Genomic DNA, 23,086 nt, shown 5'->3' on the forward strand with positions numbered 1-23,086 from the left:
GCTCATAATGCCGCTATCGCGCGGGCCAATGGGGCCACATCGGTTTCTGTATGCTGCCAACTGGTCACCAGCCGCGCCGCGCCCCAATTTTCGTCGACCACGCCCCAATCGTAAAAGTCAAAACCTTGCGCGCGTAACGCTGCCGCTTCGGCGGGCGTGAGACGCAGGAAAAGCTCATTGGCTTGCACAGGGTATAACAAGCGTTCACCCGCCGCCTGCGCAATGACCATCGCCGCTGTATTGGCGGACCGCGCATTGTGCAGCCACAGATCATCCTTCAACATCGCGAGCAATTGCACCGCAAGGAACCGGCCCTTTGACTGCAAATGCCCCGCGCGTTTGCGGCGATAGCGCGCAGCATCCGCCAGAGCAGGGTCAAAATAGACCAAGGCCTCTGCGCCCATGCCGCCATTTTTGACAAAGCCGAAGCTTAAGATGTCGACGCCTGCGTTCACCGTGACATCGGCGGGCGTGCAGCCCAGATGCGCCACCGCATTGGCAAAGCGCGCGCCGTCCATATGCAGGCCAAGCCCGCGTTCGCGGCACAAAGCCCCCAACGCCGCGACCTCGGCTGGGGTGTAGACCATGCCATATTCGGTGGCGTTGGTGATCGACACGGCGGCGGCCTGCACCTGATGCACATCCTTGCGAATGGCGTCGAGCGTGTTGGTGACGGTCGCGGGCGTTATCTTCGCCCCGTCGCCATCGACCAACATCAACTTTGCACCCGCGGTGTAGAAACCCGGCGCGCCGCATTCATCCACCTCAATATGCGCCTCACGGTGGCAAATAACGCCCTGATGCGGTTGCAATATGGAGGCAAGCGCAAGGCAATTTGCGCTGGTGCCCGTTGCCACCCACAAAACCGCGGCATCGCGGCCAAAAAGTTCGGAAAACGCCGCATCCAACCGCGCGCTATATTGGTCCCCGTCATAAGCGGTGTCGATATGATTGGCATCGGCCATGGCTTGCATGACAGCAGGATGCACCGGGGCGGCATTGTCGGAAAAGAAACGCATGGGCAGCGCATGGCGGGAAACCCCGTGCGGCGTCAAGGGCTAAGGGGAGGGGGGGGGATATTCAGTAACCCCTCCTTCCGTCGCCCCAGCGCAGGCTGGGGCCTATCGCGCCTATCGATCTAGCCGGACAGACGGAATGGGCACCAGCCTGCGCTGGGGCGGCTTATTGCCCACGTGCCGGGACGCTATCCGGAAACCAGCGCTTGCCCAACCAAAACGCGGCATTGACCAGCAGAATCAGCACGGGAACCTCAACCAACGGACCAATTGCGGCGGCGAAGGCAACGGGGGATGCCAACCCGAAGGCGGCGATCGCAACAGCAATTGCCAGTTCGAAATTGTTACCCGCCGCGGTAAAGGCCACCGCAGTCGTACGCGGATAATCGCTGGTGATCAACTTACCCATGAAAAAGCTGATCGTGAATTGCACTACGAAGTAAATGGTGAGCGGAATAGCGATGCGAACAGCATCGCCGGGCAAGGACAATATTTCATTACCCTTCAAACTAAACATCGCGGCAATGGTGAACAATAAAGCGATAAGTGTAACCGGACCAATTTTGGGCAAAAATACATGATCGTACCAAGTATCGCCCTTGGTCTTTGCCAGCCATTTGCGGGTTAGGTACCCACCTACAAAAGGGATGCCGAGGTAAATCAACACAGCCTCTGCTATGGTCCAGAAGCTGACGTCGATCACGCTGCCTTCCAAGCCGAACAATGGTGGCAAGAAGGCAAGAAAGAACCAAGCATAGATGCTGAAAAACAGGATTTGAAAGACAGAATTGAACGCTACAAGCGCCGCGACATATTGATTGTCTCCCTTCGCAAGCTGGTTCCAGACGATAACCATGGCAATGCAGCGGGCAAGACCAATGAGGATCAGCCCAGTCATATATTCGGGCTTGTCGGACAAGAAAATGACCGCAAGCGCAAACATCAATGCCGGGCCAATTATCCAGTTTTGGATCAGCGATATGGCGAGTACGCGCTTATCATGAAACACGCGGGGCAATTCATTGTAACGCACACGCGCCAGAGGCGGATACATCATCAGTATAAGGCCAATCGCGATAGGGATGTTGGTTGTGCCCCATGTCATATTGCTGATTGCCGCTGGTAGCGCATCAAAAGTCGAACCCAGCCCTACGCCAAGCGCCATTGCAAGGAATATCCACAAGGTGAGATAACGGTCAAGGAACGATAGGCGTTCAGACTTGGACAAATCGGTCATTTTGTCTCTCTTTTGGCAGGCAGTGACCACGCGCACCTTGATTCTTTGCAACCGTGGTTATGACCTGCTTCCACACTGGCATATTTTTAGAAAACTCCGAATAACTCGACTGTTTTTGAAGTCAATTGATAGTTCGAAATCTGTCGAGACGTCAGGATATCGGGATTTTGGCCCGCACATCATCGATATCTAAAAATTTGAGGGGCGATGTAGTTGGCGCCTTAGATGCGCAATAGGCTATCTTCCACATTTCCCCACGCGCCATGATGGACAAATTGCGACGCTGCGGCCAAGGTGTTGGGATATGCCATAAACGATAAGGATGCCCCACATGCCATTGACCGCCGGTTTGCTGATAATCGCTTCTTTAGGCGCAACGATGACGCCCGCGAAAGGCGATGATGCGGTGCAGAAGGTGGCGCAAAGCGCACGTTATAATGCTTTGGTGCAGCAGCTGGATTCCGAACATGACCGTATCGTGGATGAGATTATCACGCTCGTCGAAATTCCCGCGCCGCCGTTCAAAGAGGCTGAGCGGGCCAAGGCCTATCACGACATGTTGCGCGCGGCAGGGCTACAGGATGTTGAAATAGATGCCGAGGGTAATGCGATGGGCCTATATCGCGGGTCGGGCCCTGCGGGTGGGCCCGTGCTCGTCCTTGCGGCGCATCTTGATACGGTCTTTCCCGAAGGCACGCCGTTGAAGGTGCGCCGGGACGGCACCCGATTATATGCGCCGGGCATTGGCGATGATACACGAAGCCTTGCCGTCCTTTTGGCCTATGCACGGGCGATGAAGGACAAGAATGTCCGTCCGCGGACCGATATATTGTTTGTCGGCAATGTCGGCGAAGAGGGGCCGGGCGACTTGCGCGGTGTGCGTTATCTGCTCACCAAGGGCAAATATAAGGATCGGGTGAAAGCCTTTGTGTCGATGGACGGCACTGACCCCGAACGCGTGGTTAATGGCGGCGTGGGATCGCGGCGGTACCGGATTAGCTATAAGGGGCCAGGCGGCCATAGCTATGGCGCCTTTGGCTTGGTGAACCCCATGGTGGCGATGGGCCAGACGGTCACTGAATTATATAAAATACCCGTGCCGGCTTCCCCGAAAACCACTTATGCCGCGTCGGTCACGGGTGGCGGCACGTCGGTAAACTCCATTCCCAATGAAGTGTTTATGGAATTTGATTTCCGGTCCGAAAGTCCGGCGGAGCTGGCCAAAATCGAACAACGGTTTTTGTCGATCGTGCAGGACAGCGTAAATGCCGAAAATACGGCGCGCGCGGTTAGAGAGGGTAAGATTGTCGCGGAAACAAAGCTGATTGGTGACCGGCCAGCGGGGCTGACGGCGCAAAATGCCGCGATTACGCAAATTGCGGCGGCGGCCATACGCGCCAAAGGTATGACGCCGCAATTGTCCGCGTCTTCGACCGATTCCAATTTACCCATGAGCTTAAGCGTGCCCGCCATAACCATCGGATCGGGCGGAAGTGGCGGCCGCGCGCACGCGCTCGACGAATGGATTGACGTCGAAAAAGCGCAAAGCGTCAAGGGCATGTCGACAGGATTGCTGATGTTATTGACCATGGCGGATATGCCATAGCCCCCCGCATAACCTAGGATAACATCTAGCTTGTTGCGCGGCGCTTTAGGCAGTAGCAGCGAGGCAATTAGGGGTTATCCAAAATGTTGCGACGTAAAGCAGTTGTCATTGGTGCAGGTATTGGCGGCATAGCATGCGCCATGCGGTTACAAAGCCTTGGCTTTGACACCGAGATATTGGAGGCGTTGGACGCCCCCGGCGGCCGCGCTTATGTCCGCAAGGCGGATGGCTTTGTCTTTGACATGGGGCCAACGGTTTTGACCGTGCCGCATTTCATTGAGGAATTGTTTAGCCTGCAGCAAGACCATGCCATGCTGGGAGAGCCGGACTTTCCAGCCCATGTTTTGGATGAAGATAAGCGCGTGCGTGAAGGCATTTCGGGCGGACCGAATACCAGCAAATATGTCGAGATAGTGCCAATTCTTCCATTCTACCGCATCTATTTTGATGACGGCACATATTTTGATTATGACGGTGATCCGGTCAGCACGCGGACACAGATACAGCGTCTGGCGCCGGAGGATCTTGCAGGATATGAAGCCTTTCACGAGAAAGCCCGCGCGATCTTTAAACGCGGCTTTTTGACATTGGGCTATACTTATTTCGGCAGCCTTGGCTCGATGCTGCGCGTGGTGCCTGATTTGCTGAAGTTGGGCGCGGTGCGGTCTTTGTTCGGCATGGTCAGCACCTATTTCAAATCGGACAAAATGCGTCAGGTGTTCAGTTTCGAACCCCTTCTGGTCGGCGGCAACCCGATGAAGGTGCCGGCGATTTATGCGATGATCCATTTTGTCGAAAAAACCTGGGGCATTCATTATGCCAAGGGCGGCACGGGCGCGTTGGTGGCTGGCTTAGTCAAAAAATATGAGGATATGGGCGGCCTGTTGCGGTTGAATGCACCGGTGCAGCGCATTTTAGTGGAAGACGGCGTTGCCAAAGGCGTCGAGCTGGCAAGCGGTGAGATGATAACTGCCGATGTTGTGGTGTCGAATGCCGATTATGCGACCACCTATCTCAAGCTGGTCGATAAGGCGCATCGGCGCATTAACCGCGATGCTTTGGTGAAATTCCGCAAGCAATCCATGTCGTTGATGGTGATTTATTTCGGCTATGAATGCCGCGACAATGACCCGGATTTGCGCCATCACAACATCATATTGGGCCCGCGCTACGAAGCGTTGTTGGATGAGATTTTCGAGAAAAAGGTTATGAGCCCGGACTTCTCGCAATATCTGCATATTCCGACGCTAACGGACCCAAGCTTGGCGCCTGCGGGGCATCATGCGGCCTATACGCTTATCCCTGTACCCAATAACGCCAGCGGCATTGACTGGGACGTCGAAGGACCAAAGTTGAGCGCGCGGGTGCTGACCTTCTTGGAAGAACGCGGCTATATCCCCGATCTTGCCGCGCGGTTGAAGCATATGAGCTTCATCACGCCCGATTATTTTGCCGAAACATTGGGCTCTTATCTGGGCAACGGCTTTGGTGTCGAACCCGTCCTGACCCAAACCGCATTCTTCCGCCCGCACAATAAATCGGAAGATGTGCATAATCTCTATCTGGTGGGCCAAGGGACGCAGCCTGGGGGCGGCACGCCATCGGTTATGATGTCCGCCAAAATGACCGCCCGCGAAATCGCCCGCGACTTGGGCGTGGATGAAGCCATCGTAAACGGCGTGCCAAGTCAGCATTAGGCAAGACGACACCCCATAGCTGAAATTGTGGGAGAGTTATTGCCCGCAGCAAATATTAGAAAACGGGGAAAAAATCCTGGTGCTGCTGGGGAGGATTGAACTCCCGACCTCGTCATTACCAATGACGCGCTCTACCACTGAGCTACAGCAGCAATACCGAAGGTGCGGCCCTATGCGAAGGCTGGGGCTTAATGTCAAGCGGCTTGCGCGCTGGCTTGGCATTTGGCATCGCGCGGGCAGAGCGATAGCGCGCACAGGAGAATGGCATTGGCAAAAGATGCAGAGGACAAAGAGCGGATAAAGGCAGAGCGGCTGCGTGAAGCACTGCGCGCCAATTTGCGCCGACGCAAGGCAAAGCCAGCAGCTCCAGCAGCCGAAGATAAGGGAGCGGCGCCTTTGACGGAGAAAATCCGTCCCAAGGCATGACTATCTTCGTTGCACGTCGCGAAAGAGTCGTGAATAGGCTTGGACATGTTCTACCAGTTTGCACGCCCTTTTTTGTTCAAGGCTGATGCCGAGAGCGCACATAATCTGTCGCTGACCGCGTTAAAGCTTCTGCCGATTCCGTCGGTTGGTGCGGATAGCCCATCACTTGCCCAGACATTTGCGGGGTTGCATTTTGCTAACCCTATCGGTCTTGCACCTGGCTATGACAAAAATGCGGAGGTTCCGGTCGAAATCCTGAAATTGGGTTTTGGCTTTACCGAGGTGGGAACGCTGACGCCGTTGCCGCAAGAAGGCAATCCCAAACCGCGGCTGTTTCGCTTGGTTGAGGATGAAGCCGTCATTAACCGCATGGGTTTTAACAATGCAGGACAGCAAGCGGCCAGTGCGCTGCTGCGGAATATTCCCGAACAGGCACGGACAGGCCCAATTGGTATCAACATTGGGGCCAATAAGGACAGCGCCGACCGCGTGGCCGATTATGTCATTGGTGTGCGTGATATGGAGGCGCTAGCCGATTATTTGACCGTCAATATTAGCTCGCCCAATACGCCGGGCCTTCGCGCTTTGCAGGACAAGGCTGCGCTGGACGATTTGCTGGCGCAGGTCATGGCCGCGCGGACGCGCGATACGCCTGTGTTTTTGAAAGTTGCCCCTGATCTGCAGCCTGCGGACATTGATGATATTGTCGGCGTTGCCATGGCACGCGGCATTGCGGCGTTGATTGTGTCGAACACGACGATATCGCGCCCTGCTTTGCTATCACGCCATGCGGGGGAGGCCGGCGGGTTATCCGGCGCACCTTTGCGCGATATGGCGCAACAGCGTATCATCGATTTCCGTAAGGCCAGCGGTGGGCAGATGCCGCTGATTGGCGTCGGCGGCATTGCGTCGGCGCAGGATGCCTATGCCCGCATCCGTGCTGGGGCGTCTTTGGTGCAAATTTATAGTGCTTTGGTATATCAGGGGCCGGGTTTGGCGCGTAAGATAAACAAGCAGCTTGCACGCCTTTTGCAGGCCGATGGCTTTACCAACATAACCGAAGCGATTGGCGTCGACGGATAAATCTGCACTTGGCTTTATTGACCGAAGGTGGCTAAGCTGCGGGCATGAAAAAATCACTCTTCGCGTTTACCGCATCGGCCATCCTTTTCACCCAAGCGGCAACCGCCCAAAATGTTGGTGTTACCTCTTCTGCGGATCCTCGTGTGACAGAGGCAGGGATAGAAATGCTGCGCCAAGGCGGCTCTGCGGCAGATGCGGCGATGGCGATGATGCTTGCCCTGACGGTGGTTGAACCGCAATCGAGCGGCATCGGCGGCGGCGGTTTCTTGCTGTATCAGGATAATGCCAAGGGCATTTTAACGACAATCAACGGACGAGAAACCGCGCCAGCGGCCGCAAAGGCCGATCGTTTCGTTGGACCAGATGGCAAACCGCTCAGTTTTCTTGAGGCATTTCAAGGCGGTCATTCGGTTGGCGTGCCAGGCAATATACAGCTGATGGCGCAAACGCATGCCAAATGGGGTAAGTTGCCGTGGGCGACCGTGTTCAAGCCTGCAATTCGCCTTTCGGACAAAGGCTTCATCGTCAACAAGACGCTCGAATCACGGTTGCAGGCTATTCAGCGGCTGTGGCCTAATTTCGATGAGGCCCGGGCGATTTACTGGCGCGATGGCAAGCCCGTAAAGGCAGGTACGAAGCTCAAAAATCCTAAACTCGCGGCTACGTTGAAGCTGCTAGCAAAAAAAGGGCCTGATGCTTTTTATACCGGTACGGTTGCAAGCCAGATTGTGCAGGCTGTCACCACCAGCAAGTTAAGCCCCGGTGACATGACGATGACGGATCTCGCGCAATATCGTGCCAAAGAGCAGCAAGCGGTGTGCGCGCCCTATAGGGTCTATGTCGTGTGTGGCATGGCGCCGCCTTCATCGGGTGCAACCACTGTGCTTCAGATTTTGGGCACTTTGCAGCGTTTTGATTTGACCGCAACGGGCAAGGATAGCCCCAAAAGCTGGCATTTGATTGGCCAAGCGATGCAGTTGGCATATGCAGACCGCGAAAAATATTTGGCGGATGATGCCTTTGTTGATGTGCCGGTCGCTGGGCTTTTAAACCCCGAATATATTCAAGAACGCTCTGCGCTGATTGATCCAGAAAAAGCGCGCAGCGACTATCCCGCTGGTAAACCACCCGGTGCCGCGCCGCGCACAGCCGCGATTTCCAGCGAAGTTGCGGGCACGACGCATTTCACGGCGGTCGATGCCAATGGTAATATCGCCAATATGACGTCAACTATTGAAGGTCCATTTGGCAGCCAGCTCGTCGCAGGCGGGTTCTTTTTGAACAATGAACTTACGGACTTTACTTTTGCGCCCGAAAAGGACGGCGCACCTGTGGCAAATCGCGTTGCTGGCGGAAAGCGGCCTTTGTCTTCGATGTCACCAACGATGGTCTTTGACCGCGATGGACGGGCAGTACTGACGCTGGGTTCGGCCGGTGGTAAGCGGATCATCATGCATGTGACCAAAACGCTGATTGGCGTGCTGGACTTCGGCTTGCCACTTGATCAAGCGATAAAGCTGCCGAATATCTATTTTGGCGGCGGGCAGTTGGAGGTAGAGCAAGACACGCCGCTTGCGGCCATGGCGGATCAGATTTCTGCGTTCGGACAAAAGGTTCGGATCGCAGATCTCGGATCAAAGGTGAACGGCGCGCAATATATCAATGGCGCTTGGACTGGTGCTGCGGATCCCCGGAGCGAAGGGACATCGGCAACGATAGATGCGCAGGGTAAGGTCACGATTATTAGGCCCCCCGCCGCTGCGGACGTGCCTTTGCCCAGCGTCGGATAAAAGCGTCGGATAAAAGACACGCATTGCACCTGATTGCGAGTGACGCTACCCCAAATAAGATAACAAAACAGGCCAAGGCATGGCTGGAATTTTGCAGGAGAGCATATATGGCTGCTGAACAGTTTGACGACTTTGACAGCTTCCCTAATCTTGTAACTATGTTTTTCGCGCGTGCGCGTCACCGCGGCAACGCGCCATTTTTATGGGCAAAGCATGACGGGGATTGGCATTCAATCAGCTGGTCGGACGCTGCGCGGCAAGTAGCGGGTTTTGCAAAATCGCTACGTCAACTGGGCCTGCAAAAGGGCGACCGTGTCATGTTGGTGTCGGAAAACCGGCCCGAATGGTGCATTGCCGATTTGGGTATTATGGCGGCGGGTTGCGTTACTGTGCCGACCTATGTCACCAACACCGAACGCGACCATCAGCACATACTGGACAATAGCGACGCGCGCGCCGTGATCGTATCGACGGCTAAGCTTGCCAAGACATTGACGCCAGCGGCGCTGCGGTCATCGCAGGCGGAATTCATCATTGCCATTGACCCCCAGCCAGCGATGCAAAAGGGCCAATTATCGATGCATCACTGGGCCGATATGGTCAAAGGTACCGATGCTGATGTGCGCGCCAGCGAAACGGCGATGTTGTCTGTTACCCGCGACGATTTGGCTTGCATCATTTACACCAGCGGAACCGGCGGGGCACCTCGCGGTGTGATGCAACATCATGGCGCGATTTTGCATAACGCCGACGGCGCGGCAGCCGTCCTGCGGGAAGATTTCGGTTTGGACGAAGAAGAAGTTTTCTTGTCTTTCCTGCCTTTGTCGCACGCCTATGAACATAGCGGTGGGCAATTCCTACCGATCGGCGTGGGTGCGCAAATCTATTATGCTGAAGGGCTGGAGAAACTGGCCTCCAACATTGAAGAAACGCGACCAACGGTCATGGTAGTGGTCCCGCGTCTTTTTGAAGTGCTACGCCAACGGATGATTAAGACCGTCGAAAAGCAGGGCAAGCTGCCCAATTATCTGCTCGATAAGGCGCTGACCATCGGTGAGCGGGATTATTCAGGGCGCAAACGTCTTGTCGATGCGCCGATGCGGTTGATTTTATCGCGTACGATTAAGCCCAAAATCCGTGCGCGCTTTGGCGGCAGGATGAAGGCAATGGTATCGGGTGGCGCGCCGCTGAACCCTGATATTGGCGTGTTCTTCCAATCCTTGGGCATTACGCTGCTGCAAGGTTATGGCCAGACCGAGTCCGGCCCTGTCATCAGCTGCAACCGGCCGAGTGCAGGCATCAAAATGGACACCGTTGGCCCGCCGTTGAAAAACACCGAGGTTAAAATCGCTGAGGATGGCGAAATCTTGGTGCGCGGACCTTTGGTGATGAAGGGATATTGGCGCAACCAAGCCGAAACCGACCGTGTTCTGATAGATGGTTGGCTGCATACGGGCGATATCGGGCATATTGACGACGGTGGCCGCATTGCGATTACCGATCGCAAGAAAGACCTCATCGTCAACGACAAGGGGGACAATATCGCGCCGCAAAAAATCGAAGGCATGCTGACGCTTCAGCCCGAGATATTGCAGGCGATGGTGTCCGGCGACAAAAGACCCTATATCGTCGGTCTCGTCGTGCCAGACCCCGAATGGGCGTTGGAATGGGCGCAGGCGCAAGATATGAAATATGATTTTGCCGAGCTGCAAGCCAATCCGCAATTCCGCGCCGCAGTGCGCGCGGCTGTGGATCGCGTAAATGCGGATGTTTCGGTCACCGAAAAAGTGCGGCAGTTCGAATTTGCGGACGAACCTTTTTCCATCGAAAATGGCGAGATGACGCCCAGCATGAAAATTCGCCGGCATGTTATACGTGAGCGTTACGCCGCGCGGGTCAACGGGATGTATAAGGTTTAGGGGCAGAACCCCGAAAAGGTCGTTGTGACTGGGATATGGGCGCTAAGCGTTTTGCGCCCATATTAGAAACTCGACATTGCCTTGCGGCCCGGTAATCGGGCTGGTGGTTAGGCCGAGCACTGTCCAATTTTGGCTCGTGAGCCATGCCTTTATTTCGTCACAGACGCGTGTGTGCACGTCTGCGTCCCGGACAACGCCGCCTTTACCGACTTCGTCGCGGCCAGCCTCAAATTGCGGCTTAATGAGCGCGATGAGTTGCGCCTTGCTTTTGGCGAAGGATAAGGGCCGCTCAAGTACTTTGGCTAAGCCAATGAAGCTCGCGTCGCAAACGATGAGGTCAACTGGCTCATCTATGTGGGCGTCGGTCAAGATGCGCGCGCTTGTTTGTTCATGCACAATGACGCGGGAATCTTGGCGCAGCTTCCATGCCAGCTGATTTGTGCCGCTATCGACGGCGTAGACGCGTTTTGCGCCATGGGTCAGCAGCACATCTGTAAAGCCGCCCGTCGATGACCCTACATCGATGGCGATATTGTCGGTGACATCAATTTCAAACACCTCGAGCGCATGTGCAAGCTTAATGCCGCCGCGGGACACCCAAGGATGATCGCTGCCGCGCACGCTGATGTCCGCATCTTCGGCGATTTGCTGTCCCGGCTTTTGCGCCTTGGAATCGCCAATAAAGACATGGCCTGCCATAACCAGCGCCTGTGCGCGGGTCTTGCTTTCGGCCAGGCCGCGATCAAGGATGAGTTGATCTAATCGTATTTTTTTGGTCGCCATGCCGCAACGCGCTAGCGGAGCGTGGACGATTTGGCCATAAGGCAAAGCGATGCAAACTCGTTACATATCCCTAGTCGCCCTTCTTGCTCTCGCCGCCTGCGTTGCGCCGTCTGCGCCACCCGCGCCAAAAGCTGTGTCGGCACCGCCACCAGTGGCTGTTGCGCCGCCACCGCGATTGACGGGTGATTGGAATGACTGGCCCTTTACCCCCGGCAATTGGACCTACCGCCGCGATGGCCGCACTTCGGTTGCCCAGTTCGGCACGCCTGGGCGCAATGCGATCGTCAACTTTCGCTGCGATGCTGAGAGCCGCCGGGTTACATTATCGCGTGAAGCATCGGCGCCCGGCACGCGCATGGTTATCCGTACATCCTCCATGACAAAAACAATGGCGGCGACGGCAAGTGACGCAAATCCCGCATATCTGGCGGCCGACATCGCAGCCTCAGATCCCATTTTGGATGCTATGGCCTTTAGCCGCGGTCGCGTGTTGGTTGAAATGGAAGGGCAGCAGCCCGTTATTCTGCCGTCATGGGCGGAAATCACACGCATAGTTGAAGATTGTCGGGGATGAAGGCGTTGCGATTTGTCGCGGCGCAGAACCATAATTTTTGCCAGAATAAAAATTAATTACAAGACTTGTTTGTACGCGCCGTTTGATTCAACTTTGCCCCTGCGGAGGGCAGATAAATGTTTGATGCAAGCAAATTCCATTCAACGAAAGGAGGTGATCCGATGTCTCATGGTTCAGTTAAGAGGTCGGACAATTCCGTTCGGGAGATCGGCCGCTGAGCAAATCGGCGATGCCGCTCACGGCATGAAAGCAACTTCCGGCAGCGGGCGTCCGACCGCTGACCCATGTTTAAGGGCCGCTGGTTAAATCCAGTGGCCCTTTTCTGTTGTAGGTCTCGCAGTCGTTTTTTGCCATATCCATGTTTTTTGTCGAACATTGGTGGCATTTCCTTCTGAAATGCTTACATTCTTTATGAGATTTTTAAGGATGTTGAAAAATGCAGTTTATGCGCGTGAGCTGGAAAATTTTGGTCGGCGTGAAGGACCTGTTTGTCCTGTTGTTTCTGGCGCTTTTCTTTGCCGCTGTTTTCGCGCTGCTGAATGCAAATCCGAACCCGGCGGTGGTCCGCGATGGTGCGTTGCTGCTTAAGCTGGATGGCGTAATCGCCGAACAACCGGCCGAAATCGACCCGCTGACGGCGCTGACCGCGTCGACGGCTCCGGTTGGTGAAATCCGGCAGCGTGACATCATTCGTGCGTTGAAGCTTGCCCAAAGCGACAAGCGGGTAAAGGTTGTTGTATTAGACATGGAACGCTTCATGGGGGGTGGGCAAGCAAGCCTTGCCGCCATTGGGGATAGCATCGATGCCGTCAAAAAGGCGGGCAAGCCCGTTTATGCCTTTGCAACCGCCTACACCGATGACAGCTATCAACTGGCTGCGCACGCCACGCAGATTTGGATGGACCCATTGGGCGGTGCATTATTGGCAGGCCCCGGGGGATCGCAGCCTTATTATAAGGGATTGCTCGACCAATTGGGGATAAAGGCGAACATCTACCGCGTGGGTACGTTCAAAAGCGCAGTCGAACCCTTTATGCGGTCGGACCAGTCGGCTGAATCGAAAATGGCGATCAAGGGCGTGTATGATGAGATATGGGGCCAATGGAAAGCCGACGTCGCCAAAGCGCGCCCACAAGCGCAATTGGATCAATTGCTGAACAATCCCGCAGATGCGGTTGAGGCGGCAAAGGGCGACCTTGGCCAATTGGCGCTATCGACTAAATTAGTGGATAAATTGGGCGACAAAATCGCTTTCGGGAAATTTATCGCCAGCAAAGTAGGCGCGGATGACAAGAAAACGACGGGCGGCTTTGCACATACGCCTATGGACGCTTTGCTCGCCAGTTACGGTGCGCCATCGGCAGGAGAGCAGATTGGCGTTGTGACGGTCGCAGGAACGATTGTTGATGGTGAGGGCGGCCCTGGATCAGCCGCGGGCGATACCATATCCGCGCTGATTTATGAGGCACTGGATAGCAAGGATTTAAAGGCGCTTGTCGTGCGTGTGGACTCGCCCGGTGGCTCCGTAACCGCATCGGAAAAAATCCGCCTTGCGATTGCTGCGGCTAAGGCAAAGGATATTCCAGTTGTCGTTTCCATGGCCAATTTGGCGGCCAGCGGCGGCTATTGGGTTTCATTGCCCGCTGATGTGATATTTGCTGACCCTTCGACCATCACGGGCTCCATCGGTATTTTTGGGGTTATTCCCAGCGCTGAGGCGGGGCTTGCGAAAATCGGCGTGAATGCGGACGGCGTTAAGACGACGCCATTGTCCGGCGAGCCCGATGTCCTGAACGGCTTTAGCCCTGAATTTGACCGCGTGGCACAAAGCGCGATTGAAAATGGTTATCGCCAGTTTCTGACACGCGTGGCGACAGCGCGCAAAAAGACAACAGAGCAAGTGGATACCGTTGCCCAAGGTCGTGTGTGGGCCGGTGGTACTGCGCGCAAGCTTGGCTTGGTCGACCGATCAGGCAATATGAATGATGCTTTGGCGGAGGCAGCAAAGCGGGCAGGGCTAAAACCGGATGCTTGGCATGCGGTTTATATCGAACCACCTACCAGCTTTGCCGATACGCTGCTTCAAGGGTTGATGCCAAAGCAGGCACAATCGAACGCACCGATGGATATATTTGCCCACGCCGCATGGCAGCAAAGCCTGTTCATGCAACGCGTGGCGTCTGATCTCGAGTTGTTGATGAGCGTAAAAGGCGTGCAGGCAAGATGTATGGAATGCGGCGACTTCGCGCCGCCTGCGCCTGCCGCAGCGGAAAAAAATTGGCTGTCGGTTCTACTGAAGGTCTTCAGCTAAAACACGCGGTGAAGCTTATGCCTTCACCGCGCAGATTAGTCCGGAAGATGTTGTAACACCCAATATTTCGGGGTCTTGCAAAGCACGGGTGCGCCGCAGAAATTCTTCTACGGTTATCTTACGCATATCTTGGCCGCGCAGTTTCTTCAGACCGCTCAATTTGTTCAGTTGAATAAGCGATAGGCGGTCAACCATCCGGTCGGCCATGCACGCGGCAATGGGTTGCGAAAGTCCCGCATCCATCAATGCTGTGCGGACGCGGGTTTCGGGGGTGGCACAAGCCGAAAGCGCCAGTGCTATTATGCTAACCAGCGCTATTCGTTTCATATACCTTTTTCCTTCGCCCGTTCAACGCACTCCATAATAATGCGTTTTGCGTCCGTTTCATCACCCCAACCATTCAGCTTGGCCCATTTTCCGGGCTCCAGATCTTTATAATGGGTGAAGAAATGTTCGATCTGTTGCAGAACGATAGGCGGCATGTCCTTGTAGGTCACGACACCTGAATAATAAGGGAAGGTTTCGTTAACAGGGACGCAGAGCAATTTTTCATCGCCGCCTTTGTCGTCTTCCATCATGAGCACGCCAATCGGGCGGCATTTAACAACCGCGCCTGCGATGATGGGCGATCGGGCCACGACCAAAGCGTCCAAAGGATCGCCATCTTCACCTAAAGTGTGCGGCACAAAGCCATAATTGGCTGGATAGCGCATGGGCGTGTGCAGGAAGCGGTCGACGAATAATGCGCCTGATGCCTTGTCGAATTCATATTTCACCGGCTCGCCGCCAATGGGGACTTCGATAAGGACGTTGAGGCTTTCGGGAACATTGTCGCCCGCAGGGATGAGGTCAATACGCATGGGAGAATGCTTTCACGTTGTTATTATTGGGGCCGTCGCAGGTTGAGCAGACAATTCATCGCCGTCTGGCCTTTGCCTGTGACTTCGCGGTGCGGATAGCGCAAACTTCACAAATAGGCGATGCCTATTTGCGCAAAAAATGCGTTTCAGCTTACCCACAATCAAACTGGCGTTTTCTACTCTTTCTACTCTTTTGTCCCGCGTCTGCGTGACAATATGCGAATGTGCATCGTCGCAGATGTCGCGCGAAAGCACGGCGCGGCGTCCAGCCCTATTCCACTCACAGCAATTAGCCGCTAGGGCGCTTTGTTATGGCAAAGATACAAACACCCCAAGCCGTGCGCGGCACGCAAGACATGTTCGGTGAGACCGAGGAGCGCTTTGCGCATGTGGTCGCTACCTTCGAACGCGTGCGCAGACTATATGGCTTTAAGGGCCTGCAACTGCCGGTCATTGAGCCCACAGCGGTGTTTTCGCGCAGCCTGGGTGAGGCGACCGATGTTGTGTCGAAGGAAATGTATACCTTCGAAGATCGCGGCGGTGATTCCATCACGTTGCGTCCCGAATTTACGGCTGGGATTGCGCGCGCTTATTTGACCAATGGTTGGCAGCAATTTGCGCCGATGAAGCTTTCCGTGCACGGGCCATTGTTTCGCTATGAGCGCCCACAAAAGGGGCGTTATCGTCAATTTCACCAAATTGACGCCGAAATCATTGGCGCGGCGGAACCAGCGGCGGATGTAGAATTGCTCGTCATGGCGGACCAGTTGCTGAAAGAGCTTGGCATAAATGACGGCGTGACGCTTCAGTTGAATACGCTAGGTGACACGCCAAGCCGCGATGCATGGCGCGCGGCGTTGGTTGGCTATTTCAACGACCATAAGAACGCGTTGTCCGAAGACAGCCTCGCGCGGTTGGAGAAAAATCCGCTGCGTATCTTGGACAGTAAAGACCCCAAGGACCGGTCAATTGCCGATGCGGCGCCCGTGATTGATGATTATCTGTCAGGCGAAGCGCAGGATTTCTTCGGCGCGGTGACCGCGGGCCTTGATGCTGCCGGCGTCGCGTGGACCCGCAATGCGGCATTGGTGCGCGGTCTCGATTATTACCGCCATACGGCGTTTGAATTTGTGACCGACAGGCTCGGTGCGCAAGGGACGGTGCTTGGCGGCGGGCGTTATGACGGCTTGATCGAAAATTTGGGTGGCCCTGCCACACCAGCAGTCGGCTGGGCCGCCGGTATTGAACGGTTGGCGATGTTATTGGAACATGTCTCGCAGGATAAATTTGATGCCATCATTGTTGTCGAGAATGATGCGCGCTTAAGTGATGCCATTCGTTTAGCGCGTCAACTGCGCGCTGCTCAATTCGTCACTGAAATTGCTGCGACAGGTTCGCCGCGCAAGCGTTTTGACAAAGCTGCTAAATTGCCGTCGCACACGTTGATTTCTTTATCCGTGGCTGACGGTGCTCCTGCGATGCGCATTCGTGGCGAAGGCAGTGACATAGCAGCGCGGGTGGAAGCCTTTATCGTGGACGCAAATTGAAAATCTCCCCGCACCGTATCGCGCAAATTGAATCGCGTTTTTCCGAGCTTGAGGCGCGGATGGCTTCGGGGCAGTTGGAGGGCGACGCTTTTGTCGCCGCCTCCCGCGAATATGCCGAGCTGGAGCCTGTGGCCAAGGCTGCCGCCGAAGTCCGGCGCTTGCGTGCAGAAATCGAAACGCTTGGTGCTATGGCGCAGGATACTTCTGACCCTGATTTGCATGCGATGGCGGTCGAGGAGCTGGATGTTGTAACGCAGCAGCTATCCGATGCGGAAACATCGCTCGCCATTTCGTTGTTGCCGCGCGATTCTGCGGATGACAGACCCGCGATGCTGGAAATTCGTGCCGGCACGGGCGGCGATGAAGCTGCTTTGTTCGCGGGCGATCTCTACCGCATGTATGAACGTTATGCCGCGGGGCAGGGTTGGAAGATTGAACCAATTTCGGTCAGCGCCTCCGACGTGGGCGGCTATAAAGAAGTGGTCGTCGCGATTAAGGGCACAGGCGTGTTCGCCAAGCTGAAATATGAAAGCGGCGTCCATCGCGTGCAGCGCGTGCCCGTGACGGAGAGCGGCGGACGCATTCACACCAGCGCGGCAACGGTGGCGGTTCTGCCGGAGCCGACGGAAGTGGATATCCAGATTGAGGCTCGCGACCTGAAAATCGACGTGTATCGTGCGTCGGGTGCGGGCGGGCAGCATGTTAACACCACAGACTCAGCCGTGCGCATTACCCACTTACCCACGGGTATTGTGGTGACATGTCAGGACGGGCGTAGCCAGCACAAGAACAAGGAGCAGGCGATGCAGGTCCTGCGCGCCCGCATGTATGAAAAAGAGCGTGAGGAGGCCCAAGGTGCCGAAGCCGAAGCGCGCAAGGCGATGGTTGGCTCCGGCGATCGTTCCGAACGCATCCGCACCTATAACTTTCCCCAAGGCCGTGTGACCGACCACCGGATCAACCTGACGCTACATAAGCTGCCCGAGATATTGGAGGGCGGTGGCTTGGGCGAACTGGTTGACGCCTTGATTGCCGAGGATCAGGCCGAGCGTATGGCTGGGTTGGGGGAATAAGCGCTTCTCCCCTGCCGAAAGACGGGAGGGGAGCTGGCTCCGTCTAAACCTCTAACCGTCCATGTTCCAGCTTCGGCAACACATAACGCGCAAACATGTCGCATTCGTTGATGTGCGGATAGCCCGACAATATGAACGCCTCGATGCCTACGTCGCGATAGGCGTTAATCTTGGCAAGCACTTGGTCAGGGTCGCCGACGATAGCAGCGCCGCAACCTGAACGGGCGCGGCCAATGCCGGTCCACAGATTATCTTCCAGATATCCGTCATTTGCCGCAGCTTGCGCCCGCAATTCGGCCTGATGCGCAACGCCGAATGTTTGGGTGTCGAGCGATTTGTTGCGGATGGCCTCGCCCTGATCGGCATCAAGCTTGGACAGCAAACGGTCGGCATAAGCGCGGGCCTCTGCTTCGGTGTCGCGGACAATAACATGCGCGCGGAAACCATATTTCAGCGTGCGGCCAAACTTAGCAGCGCGGGCGGTCATGTCTTCGACCAAGTCCTTGGCACCCTGCACCGTTTCGGGCCACATGAGATAGACGTCACAACCTTCGGCAGCAGCGTCCTTTGCGGCTGGCGACAGGCCACCAAAATAAAGCGGCGGGCATTTACCGCTGACCGTTTTCATACGTGGCGGGTCGATGTCGATCTTGTAATGCTCTCCATCGATCGACAGATGTTCGCCGTTCAGCAAAGTCTTCAATATGTGCATCGCCTCAACGGTGCGGCGGTAGCGGGGTTCGGAAGCCATCTTATCGCCGGGCAAATCCGACGAGATGATGTTCACATTCAACCGTCCGCCCGAAATCTGGTCCAGCGTTGCGATCTGCCGTGCAAGCTGGGGAGGCCAGCTTTCCCCGATACGCACAGCCATCAGTAATTTGATCCGCGAGGTTAGCGCCGCAATCGCACTGGCGAAAGCGGTGGTGTCAAGGCCAAGGGTATAGCCCGATGGCAGCAAAATATTGTCAAACCCGCCTTTTTCGGCAGCTAAAACGATATTGCGGCAATGTTCCCAGCTGGAGGCCAGATTGGAGTCGGGGACGCCCAAAAATTCATAGTCATCATCGCAAAGCGCGGAGAACCAGCTCACTTCGACAGGCTTGTTCATGGCAGCGGCACTCCTCTTGCGGCGACAAGTACGCTGTACCAATCGGTGCGGGTCCATTGGATTTTGAAGGCATCAGCGGCTTCGGCAATCCGCGCCGGGTTTTGTGAACCGACAATCGGGATTGGCCGGGCGGGGTGCGCCATGATCCAGCTATAGGCAGCCGCCGTGCGCGAAACGCCGTGTGCGTCCGCAACCGCCGAAAGGGCCGCAGCGACATTTTGTTCACGCGCATTTTGTGGATCCCCAATGCGTCCGCCGCCCAATGGCGACCATGCCATCACGGCCAAGTCCATCGCTATCGCTTGATCGAGCTCGCCATTCTCAACGGTGTCAATCCGCAGGGGTGACAGTTCGGGTTGTGTTGAGACAATGGGAACGGAGCTAAATTGCGCCAGCGTCGCAATTTGCGCTTGTGTAAAGTTGGACACGCCGAACGCGCGGATTTTGCCTGCTTTATGCGCGTTTTCGATGGTGCGGGCAATTTCCTGCGGGTGCGTCAACACGTCTGGCCGGTGAATTTGCCATAGGTCGATGCGGTCCGTGCGCAAACGGGTCAGGCTGTCATCAATGGCTTTGGTCAGATATTCCGCGCTGCTGTCATAAGGCGTTGGCGGGGTGATGCCGCCCTTTGTCGCCAGCACCATGCGGTCCCGATATTCAGGGGCTTGCGCAAAGACATGGCCAAGCAGTTCTTCGGCCTTGCCAAAGCCTTGTTCGCCAAAACCGTAAATGTCGGCGGTATCGAAAAGGGTAATGCCAGCCTCAAACGCGGCATCAATGGCGGCGCGCGCGGCGGACAATTCAAGCCCAGCAAAGCGCCACATGCCCCATGCGAGGGACGAAATTTCTATGCCACTTTTGCCCAATGGACGGGTGCGTGACGGGGAAGGAAGGGTCATGATTTTTTGCTCTTTTTTGGTGAGGGAAAATAAGGAGGAGCTACGGATTCGCGGCTGATAAGTTCGTGGGGCAGGCGACGATGCTCAATTCCGCCTTCGCCAAACAACAGGTCAGCGGCAGTGGAGGCAAGGTCGCGTACGGGCTGGCGCACCGTCGTCAAGGGTGGCCAGACAACGCGGGCTAGTGTCGTATCGTCAAAGCCCGCAACCGAAAGCTGTTCGGGGATTTGAATGCCGCGCCGATGCGCGACCGCAAGTACGCCTGATGCCATGTCGTCGTTGGATGCGAAAATCGCGGTGGGTGGCTGCTTTAGCGATAGGAACTGCTCCGTCGCCGCTACGCCGCTTTCGAAATCAAACCGTCCCTCGGCAATCAAGGCAGTATCAACCGATATGCCGACGCGTCCCAAGGCGCGTTCGTAACCGGCTTGTCGTTCGGTACTCGCCTTATGATTTGGGTGGCCCTTGATAAAGCCAATCCGCCGATGGCCGATGTTGATCAGCTTCGTCGTCATGTCGTCAGCGGCTTGCATATCATCCATGAAGACCGAGCTGGTTAGTGCATGGTTGGTGCCCGGCGAGATACGCACAAAAGGAATGTTGAGCGCCTCAAGCGCATTCAGCACAGGCACGCAATCGGTGACGGGTGAGGAGAGTATTGCCCCATCGACATGCGTTTGTCGGACCATGCCGCGCACTTGTTCACCGACGTCTGGGTCGGCCACATCCACCGGCTGCGCGATCAAGCGCATGCCTTCTTGGTGGCATCGGTCCCAGCATCCCTGCATGATTTGGTGCATATAATATGGGCTGTGATTGTCGTAGATAAGGGCAATCTGCCCCGACTTGGTGCCCGCAAGAATGCGCGCGGCAATGCTTGGGCTAAAGCCAAGCTCCGACATGGCGGCGTCCACTTTTGCCTTAGTCGCTGCGCTCACATACGGATGGTCGTTCAGCACGCGGCTGACGGTTTTGACCGCCACGCCAGCCAGCTTTGCGACATCGCGTATGTTCGCGCGTGGGTTCATGCAGAAAAGGCCCTGCGGATGGCTGCGAATAGGTCTGCATATGCGCTGTCGGCGCGGGTGAAGACAGGTGGCTGACCATGGGGTGCAGCAATATCATGCGTGCCTTTGCCATAGGCCTTGCCGGACCAGAGATGGATCCAATCGCCATCGGGTATTACCACCGGCCGGCTGTCTTGGCCTTCCGTAATCACCGGTGCGACAATCATGTCAGCGCCATAAAGATATTGGTCCTGAATATCGAAATATGCAGGGTCATCATAATGCAGGAATATGGGCCGTTGCAGCGGAAGGCCAGTCGCCACCGCCTCGTTGCAAAGCGCGCGAACATAAGGCGCAAGCTGTGCATGCACTTGGCTCATCCGCGCAAAGTGGCTCAGAATTTCGGGGCTGCTGTCCAGTTGCAAATTGTCCGCGGGGCGGTTGCCTTCATGGCTGCGCATCACAGGGGCAAAGGCGGCAAGGTCAATCCAGCGGTGCATGAGCTCCGCCGTCCGCACCACGCCGTGCAGGCTCGTATATCCGCCCAAGTCGCTATGATGATAGGCGTTACCCAACAGGCCAGATGACAAAGCGGCCGTTATCACCGTGTTGATGCCATCATGGCGCGTGAAATCGACACATTGGTCGCCCGCCCATAATAAGGGGCAATGTCCCTGAACGCCCGAAAAACCGGCGCGCATGAAGAAGGTTGCGTCATGGGTCTTGCCGCGTGAGGCTATCGCATCAGCGTTTACCTTCGCCCATAAAACGGGCCAGCGATTATGCGCCTCCATTGGATCGGATCCGTCGAATAAGCGCACATCGGTCGGCAGATATTCGCCAAAGTCGGCCATCCACCCTGAAAGACCGAAATCGAGCATTTCCTGACCAATGATGCGGTCGGCAAACCAATTGGCCGCGTCAGGATTGGTGAAGTCCACTACGCCTGCGTCAAATTCACCGAAGTCGACGGCATAGGCGTCGTTACTGTCTTGCCGCAGCGCGAGATAATTATGGGCCAGCGCTTCTTGATAGAGTGCGCCATCCACCGCCAGATAGGGGTTCACATAACCCAAAAAGCGAATGCCCCTTTTGGCGAGCGAAGCTATCTGGTCGGGCAGTTCGGGATAGCGTGCGGCGTTCCATTTCCAGTCCCAAAACAAGCGTTTGCCAAAACTGGTTTGGCGGATGCCCACCCAATCTTCGCACCACAGACCCGTAATGGCCGCGCCAGAGGCGGCTATGGTCTCGAAGCGATCAAATGTATCCACGCCGTCTTTCAGGCCGACAATCGCGCCGGAAATTGCCCAGTCGGGCAAAGGCGGTTGGCGCCCAAAACGATCGGATAATTTCGTAACCAGAGCAGGCAAAGAGGCTGCATCGAAAAGCTCTAAATCGACATTTTCCGACCAGCATTCGATACCCACTCTGCCTGCTTCTGTCAGATCCAGCACGGCATAAGCCGCCGTCTCGAGGTGCACTGCATAACGCGCACTGCTCACCCATGTTGGCTGCGGATAATTGGTCGTCCAATAATCACCGCCCGCCAAGCCATCTGCATCCATGGTCTGTGTAAGCGCGGTCGATTTATCGCGGCCAACCCCAGGCTCCGATGTCCAGAATGGAAATCGCCGTCCGTTCAGCCGCAAATAAGACATTTGCTCTCCGCCGCCCCAAAAGGCTTCGGTCGTTGCGCACTGCATATCTAACCAAAGCCGGTTGAAGGCTGGATCGCTACAGCGAAATTTGAGGATGGATTGCGGCGCTTTTTCCTCAAACTGCAGCGTTGCGACGACGTCGGGTTGGTTTGCGTTCCAAAGCCGGATGCAGCCATCATCTTGGGCAAAGCAGTCTAGCTTTAATCTCGTTTCAACGATGTCGTCGATACGAAAATTGCCGCGCACCATTTCCAAATCAGGCGAACCAATGCCAATACGGATAGCAGGGGTGCCAGCGCGATGCGACAGAATGCATTTGTCATCGTGCAGCAGGTCGAAGCCGTCTGATTGCATGATGACTCTAAATGGCAACTTCTGTCCCTCTCGTCGTATCGAACCGGTTACTATGGCAGTAATGCAACAGTCATAGCTTAAATAATGTCGCTATATGACACCGCTAGACATAACAAGACGGTTTGGTTACATCAA

General features: G+C 55.8%; 19 protein-coding genes and 1 tRNA gene. 10 read left to right on the forward strand and 10 right to left on the reverse strand.

Features of this window, described 5'->3' with window-relative positions:
• Positions 1 to 2: 2 nt before the first annotated feature.
• Entirely contained in the window at positions 3 to 1,019 is a 1,017-nt protein-coding gene (locus tag D7D48_RS01995) for a threonine aldolase family protein (RefSeq protein WP_125229705.1), read from the reverse strand.
• Between the two features lie 163 nt (positions 1,020 to 1,182).
• Complete coding sequence (arsB, locus tag D7D48_RS02000) at positions 1,183 to 2,253, reverse strand: ACR3 family arsenite efflux transporter (RefSeq protein ID WP_125229706.1); 1,071 nt, start codon at positions 2,251 to 2,253, stop codon at positions 1,183 to 1,185.
• A 331-nt stretch (positions 2,254 to 2,584) separates the two neighbouring features.
• Between arsB and D7D48_RS02005 the strand changes: the two genes are divergently transcribed.
• The gene (locus tag D7D48_RS02005) at positions 2,585 to 3,859 is read left to right on the forward strand and encodes a M20/M25/M40 family metallo-hydrolase (RefSeq protein WP_125229707.1); all 1,275 of its coding nucleotides are present in this window, start codon (positions 2,585 to 2,587) and stop codon (positions 3,857 to 3,859) included.
• A gap of 83 nt (positions 3,860 to 3,942) precedes the next feature.
• Positions 3,943 to 5,556, forward strand: a complete 1,614-nt coding sequence (gene crtI, locus D7D48_RS02010) for a phytoene desaturase family protein (protein ID WP_125229708.1) — start codon at positions 3,943 to 3,945, stop codon at positions 5,554 to 5,556.
• 77 nt (positions 5,557 to 5,633) lie between these two features.
• On the opposite strand, the gene D7D48_RS02015 is transcribed toward crtI, so the two are convergent.
• Positions 5,634 to 5,708, reverse strand: a tRNA-Thr gene (locus D7D48_RS02015).
• A 109-nt stretch (positions 5,709 to 5,817) separates the two neighbouring features.
• On the opposite strand from D7D48_RS02015, the gene D7D48_RS10485 reads away from it, so the two are divergent.
• The 4 genes from D7D48_RS10485 (at position 5,818) to D7D48_RS02030 (ending at position 10,774) form a co-directional block, all read left to right on the forward strand.
• Complete coding sequence (locus D7D48_RS10485; protein ID WP_185739755.1) at positions 5,818 to 5,982, forward strand: hypothetical protein; 165 nt, start codon at positions 5,818 to 5,820, stop codon at positions 5,980 to 5,982.
• 45 nt (positions 5,983 to 6,027) lie between these two features.
• The gene (locus tag D7D48_RS02020) at positions 6,028 to 7,065 is read left to right on the forward strand and encodes a quinone-dependent dihydroorotate dehydrogenase (protein WP_125229709.1); all 1,038 of its coding nucleotides are present in this window, start codon (positions 6,028 to 6,030) and stop codon (positions 7,063 to 7,065) included.
• 44 nt (positions 7,066 to 7,109) lie between these two features.
• Positions 7,110 to 8,855: a gamma-glutamyltransferase gene (gene ggt / locus D7D48_RS02025; protein ID WP_125229710.1), complete on the forward strand. Its 1,746-nt coding sequence runs from the start codon at positions 7,110 to 7,112 to the stop codon at positions 8,853 to 8,855.
• Between the two features lie 107 nt (positions 8,856 to 8,962).
• Positions 8,963 to 10,774 (forward strand): AMP-dependent synthetase/ligase, encoded by a 1,812-nt coding sequence (locus tag D7D48_RS02030; RefSeq protein ID WP_125229711.1) that lies wholly within the window; start codon positions 8,963 to 8,965, stop codon positions 10,772 to 10,774.
• A gap of 42 nt (positions 10,775 to 10,816) precedes the next feature.
• On the opposite strand, the gene D7D48_RS02035 is transcribed toward D7D48_RS02030, so the two are convergent.
• Positions 10,817 to 11,557, reverse strand: coding sequence for a TlyA family RNA methyltransferase (locus tag D7D48_RS02035; protein WP_125229712.1), 741 nt, complete (start codon positions 11,555 to 11,557; stop codon positions 10,817 to 10,819).
• Between the two features lie 49 nt (positions 11,558 to 11,606).
• Here D7D48_RS02035 and D7D48_RS02040 point away from each other — a divergent pair, with 49 nt between their 5' ends.
• A complete protein-coding gene (locus D7D48_RS02040; RefSeq protein WP_125229713.1) occupies positions 11,607 to 12,131 on the forward strand; it encodes a hypothetical protein in 525 nt (174 codons plus the stop codon).
• A gap of 436 nt (positions 12,132 to 12,567) precedes the next feature.
• Entirely contained in the window at positions 12,568 to 14,442 is a 1,875-nt protein-coding gene (sppA, locus tag D7D48_RS02045) for a signal peptide peptidase SppA (RefSeq protein WP_125229714.1), read from the forward strand.
• A gap of 15 nt (positions 14,443 to 14,457) precedes the next feature.
• Here the strand turns inward: sppA and D7D48_RS02050 are convergent, their stop codons facing one another.
• Together D7D48_RS02050 and ppa are read right to left on the reverse strand one after the other, a co-directional pair.
• A complete protein-coding gene (locus D7D48_RS02050) occupies positions 14,458 to 14,769 on the reverse strand; it encodes a hypothetical protein (RefSeq protein ID WP_125229715.1) in 312 nt (103 codons plus the stop codon).
• On the reverse strand, positions 14,766 to 15,302 hold the full coding sequence (ppa, locus tag D7D48_RS02055; RefSeq protein ID WP_125229716.1) for an inorganic diphosphatase: 537 nt from the start codon (positions 15,300 to 15,302) through the stop codon (positions 14,766 to 14,768). Before ppa ends, D7D48_RS02050 begins: the two co-directional genes overlap by 4 nt.
• A 311-nt stretch (positions 15,303 to 15,613) precedes the next feature.
• Here ppa and hisS point away from each other — a divergent pair, with 311 nt between their 5' ends.
• A complete protein-coding gene (gene hisS / locus D7D48_RS02060; RefSeq protein WP_125229717.1) occupies positions 15,614 to 16,849 on the forward strand; it encodes a histidine--tRNA ligase in 1,236 nt (411 codons plus the stop codon).
• Positions 16,846 to 17,922, forward strand: coding sequence for a peptide chain release factor 1 (prfA, locus tag D7D48_RS02065; RefSeq protein ID WP_125229718.1), 1,077 nt, complete (start codon positions 16,846 to 16,848; stop codon positions 17,920 to 17,922). Before hisS ends, prfA begins: the two co-directional genes overlap by 4 nt.
• A 43-nt stretch (positions 17,923 to 17,965) precedes the next feature.
• On the opposite strand, the gene D7D48_RS02070 is transcribed toward prfA, so the two are convergent.
• From D7D48_RS02070 to D7D48_RS02085, 4 genes are read right to left on the reverse strand one after another with little or no spacing between them, the layout of a single operon-like run.
• Positions 17,966 to 19,033, reverse strand: a complete 1,068-nt coding sequence (locus D7D48_RS02070; protein ID WP_125229719.1) for an LLM class flavin-dependent oxidoreductase — start codon at positions 19,031 to 19,033, stop codon at positions 17,966 to 17,968.
• The gene (locus D7D48_RS02075) at positions 19,030 to 19,935 is read right to left on the reverse strand and encodes an aldo/keto reductase (protein ID WP_425452539.1); all 906 of its coding nucleotides are present in this window, start codon (positions 19,933 to 19,935) and stop codon (positions 19,030 to 19,032) included. The genes D7D48_RS02070 and D7D48_RS02075 overlap by 4 nt, the downstream gene beginning before the upstream one ends.
• Positions 19,929 to 20,960 carry a LacI family DNA-binding transcriptional regulator gene (locus tag D7D48_RS02080; RefSeq protein WP_125229720.1) on the reverse strand — a complete coding sequence of 344 codons (1,032 nt, stop codon included), beginning with the start codon at positions 20,958 to 20,960 and terminating at the stop codon, positions 19,929 to 19,931. The genes D7D48_RS02075 and D7D48_RS02080 overlap by 7 nt, the downstream gene beginning before the upstream one ends.
• On the reverse strand, positions 20,957 to 22,969 hold the full coding sequence (locus D7D48_RS02085; protein ID WP_125229721.1) for an alpha-glucosidase: 2,013 nt from the start codon (positions 22,967 to 22,969) through the stop codon (positions 20,957 to 20,959). The genes D7D48_RS02080 and D7D48_RS02085 overlap by 4 nt, the downstream gene beginning before the upstream one ends.
• Positions 22,970 to 23,086 lie beyond the last annotated feature (117 nt).

It is taken from the genome of Sphingorhabdus wooponensis, from assembly GCF_003933235.1.
Taxonomy (GTDB): Bacteria; Pseudomonadota; Alphaproteobacteria; order Sphingomonadales; family Sphingomonadaceae; genus Sphingorhabdus_B; species Sphingorhabdus_B wooponensis.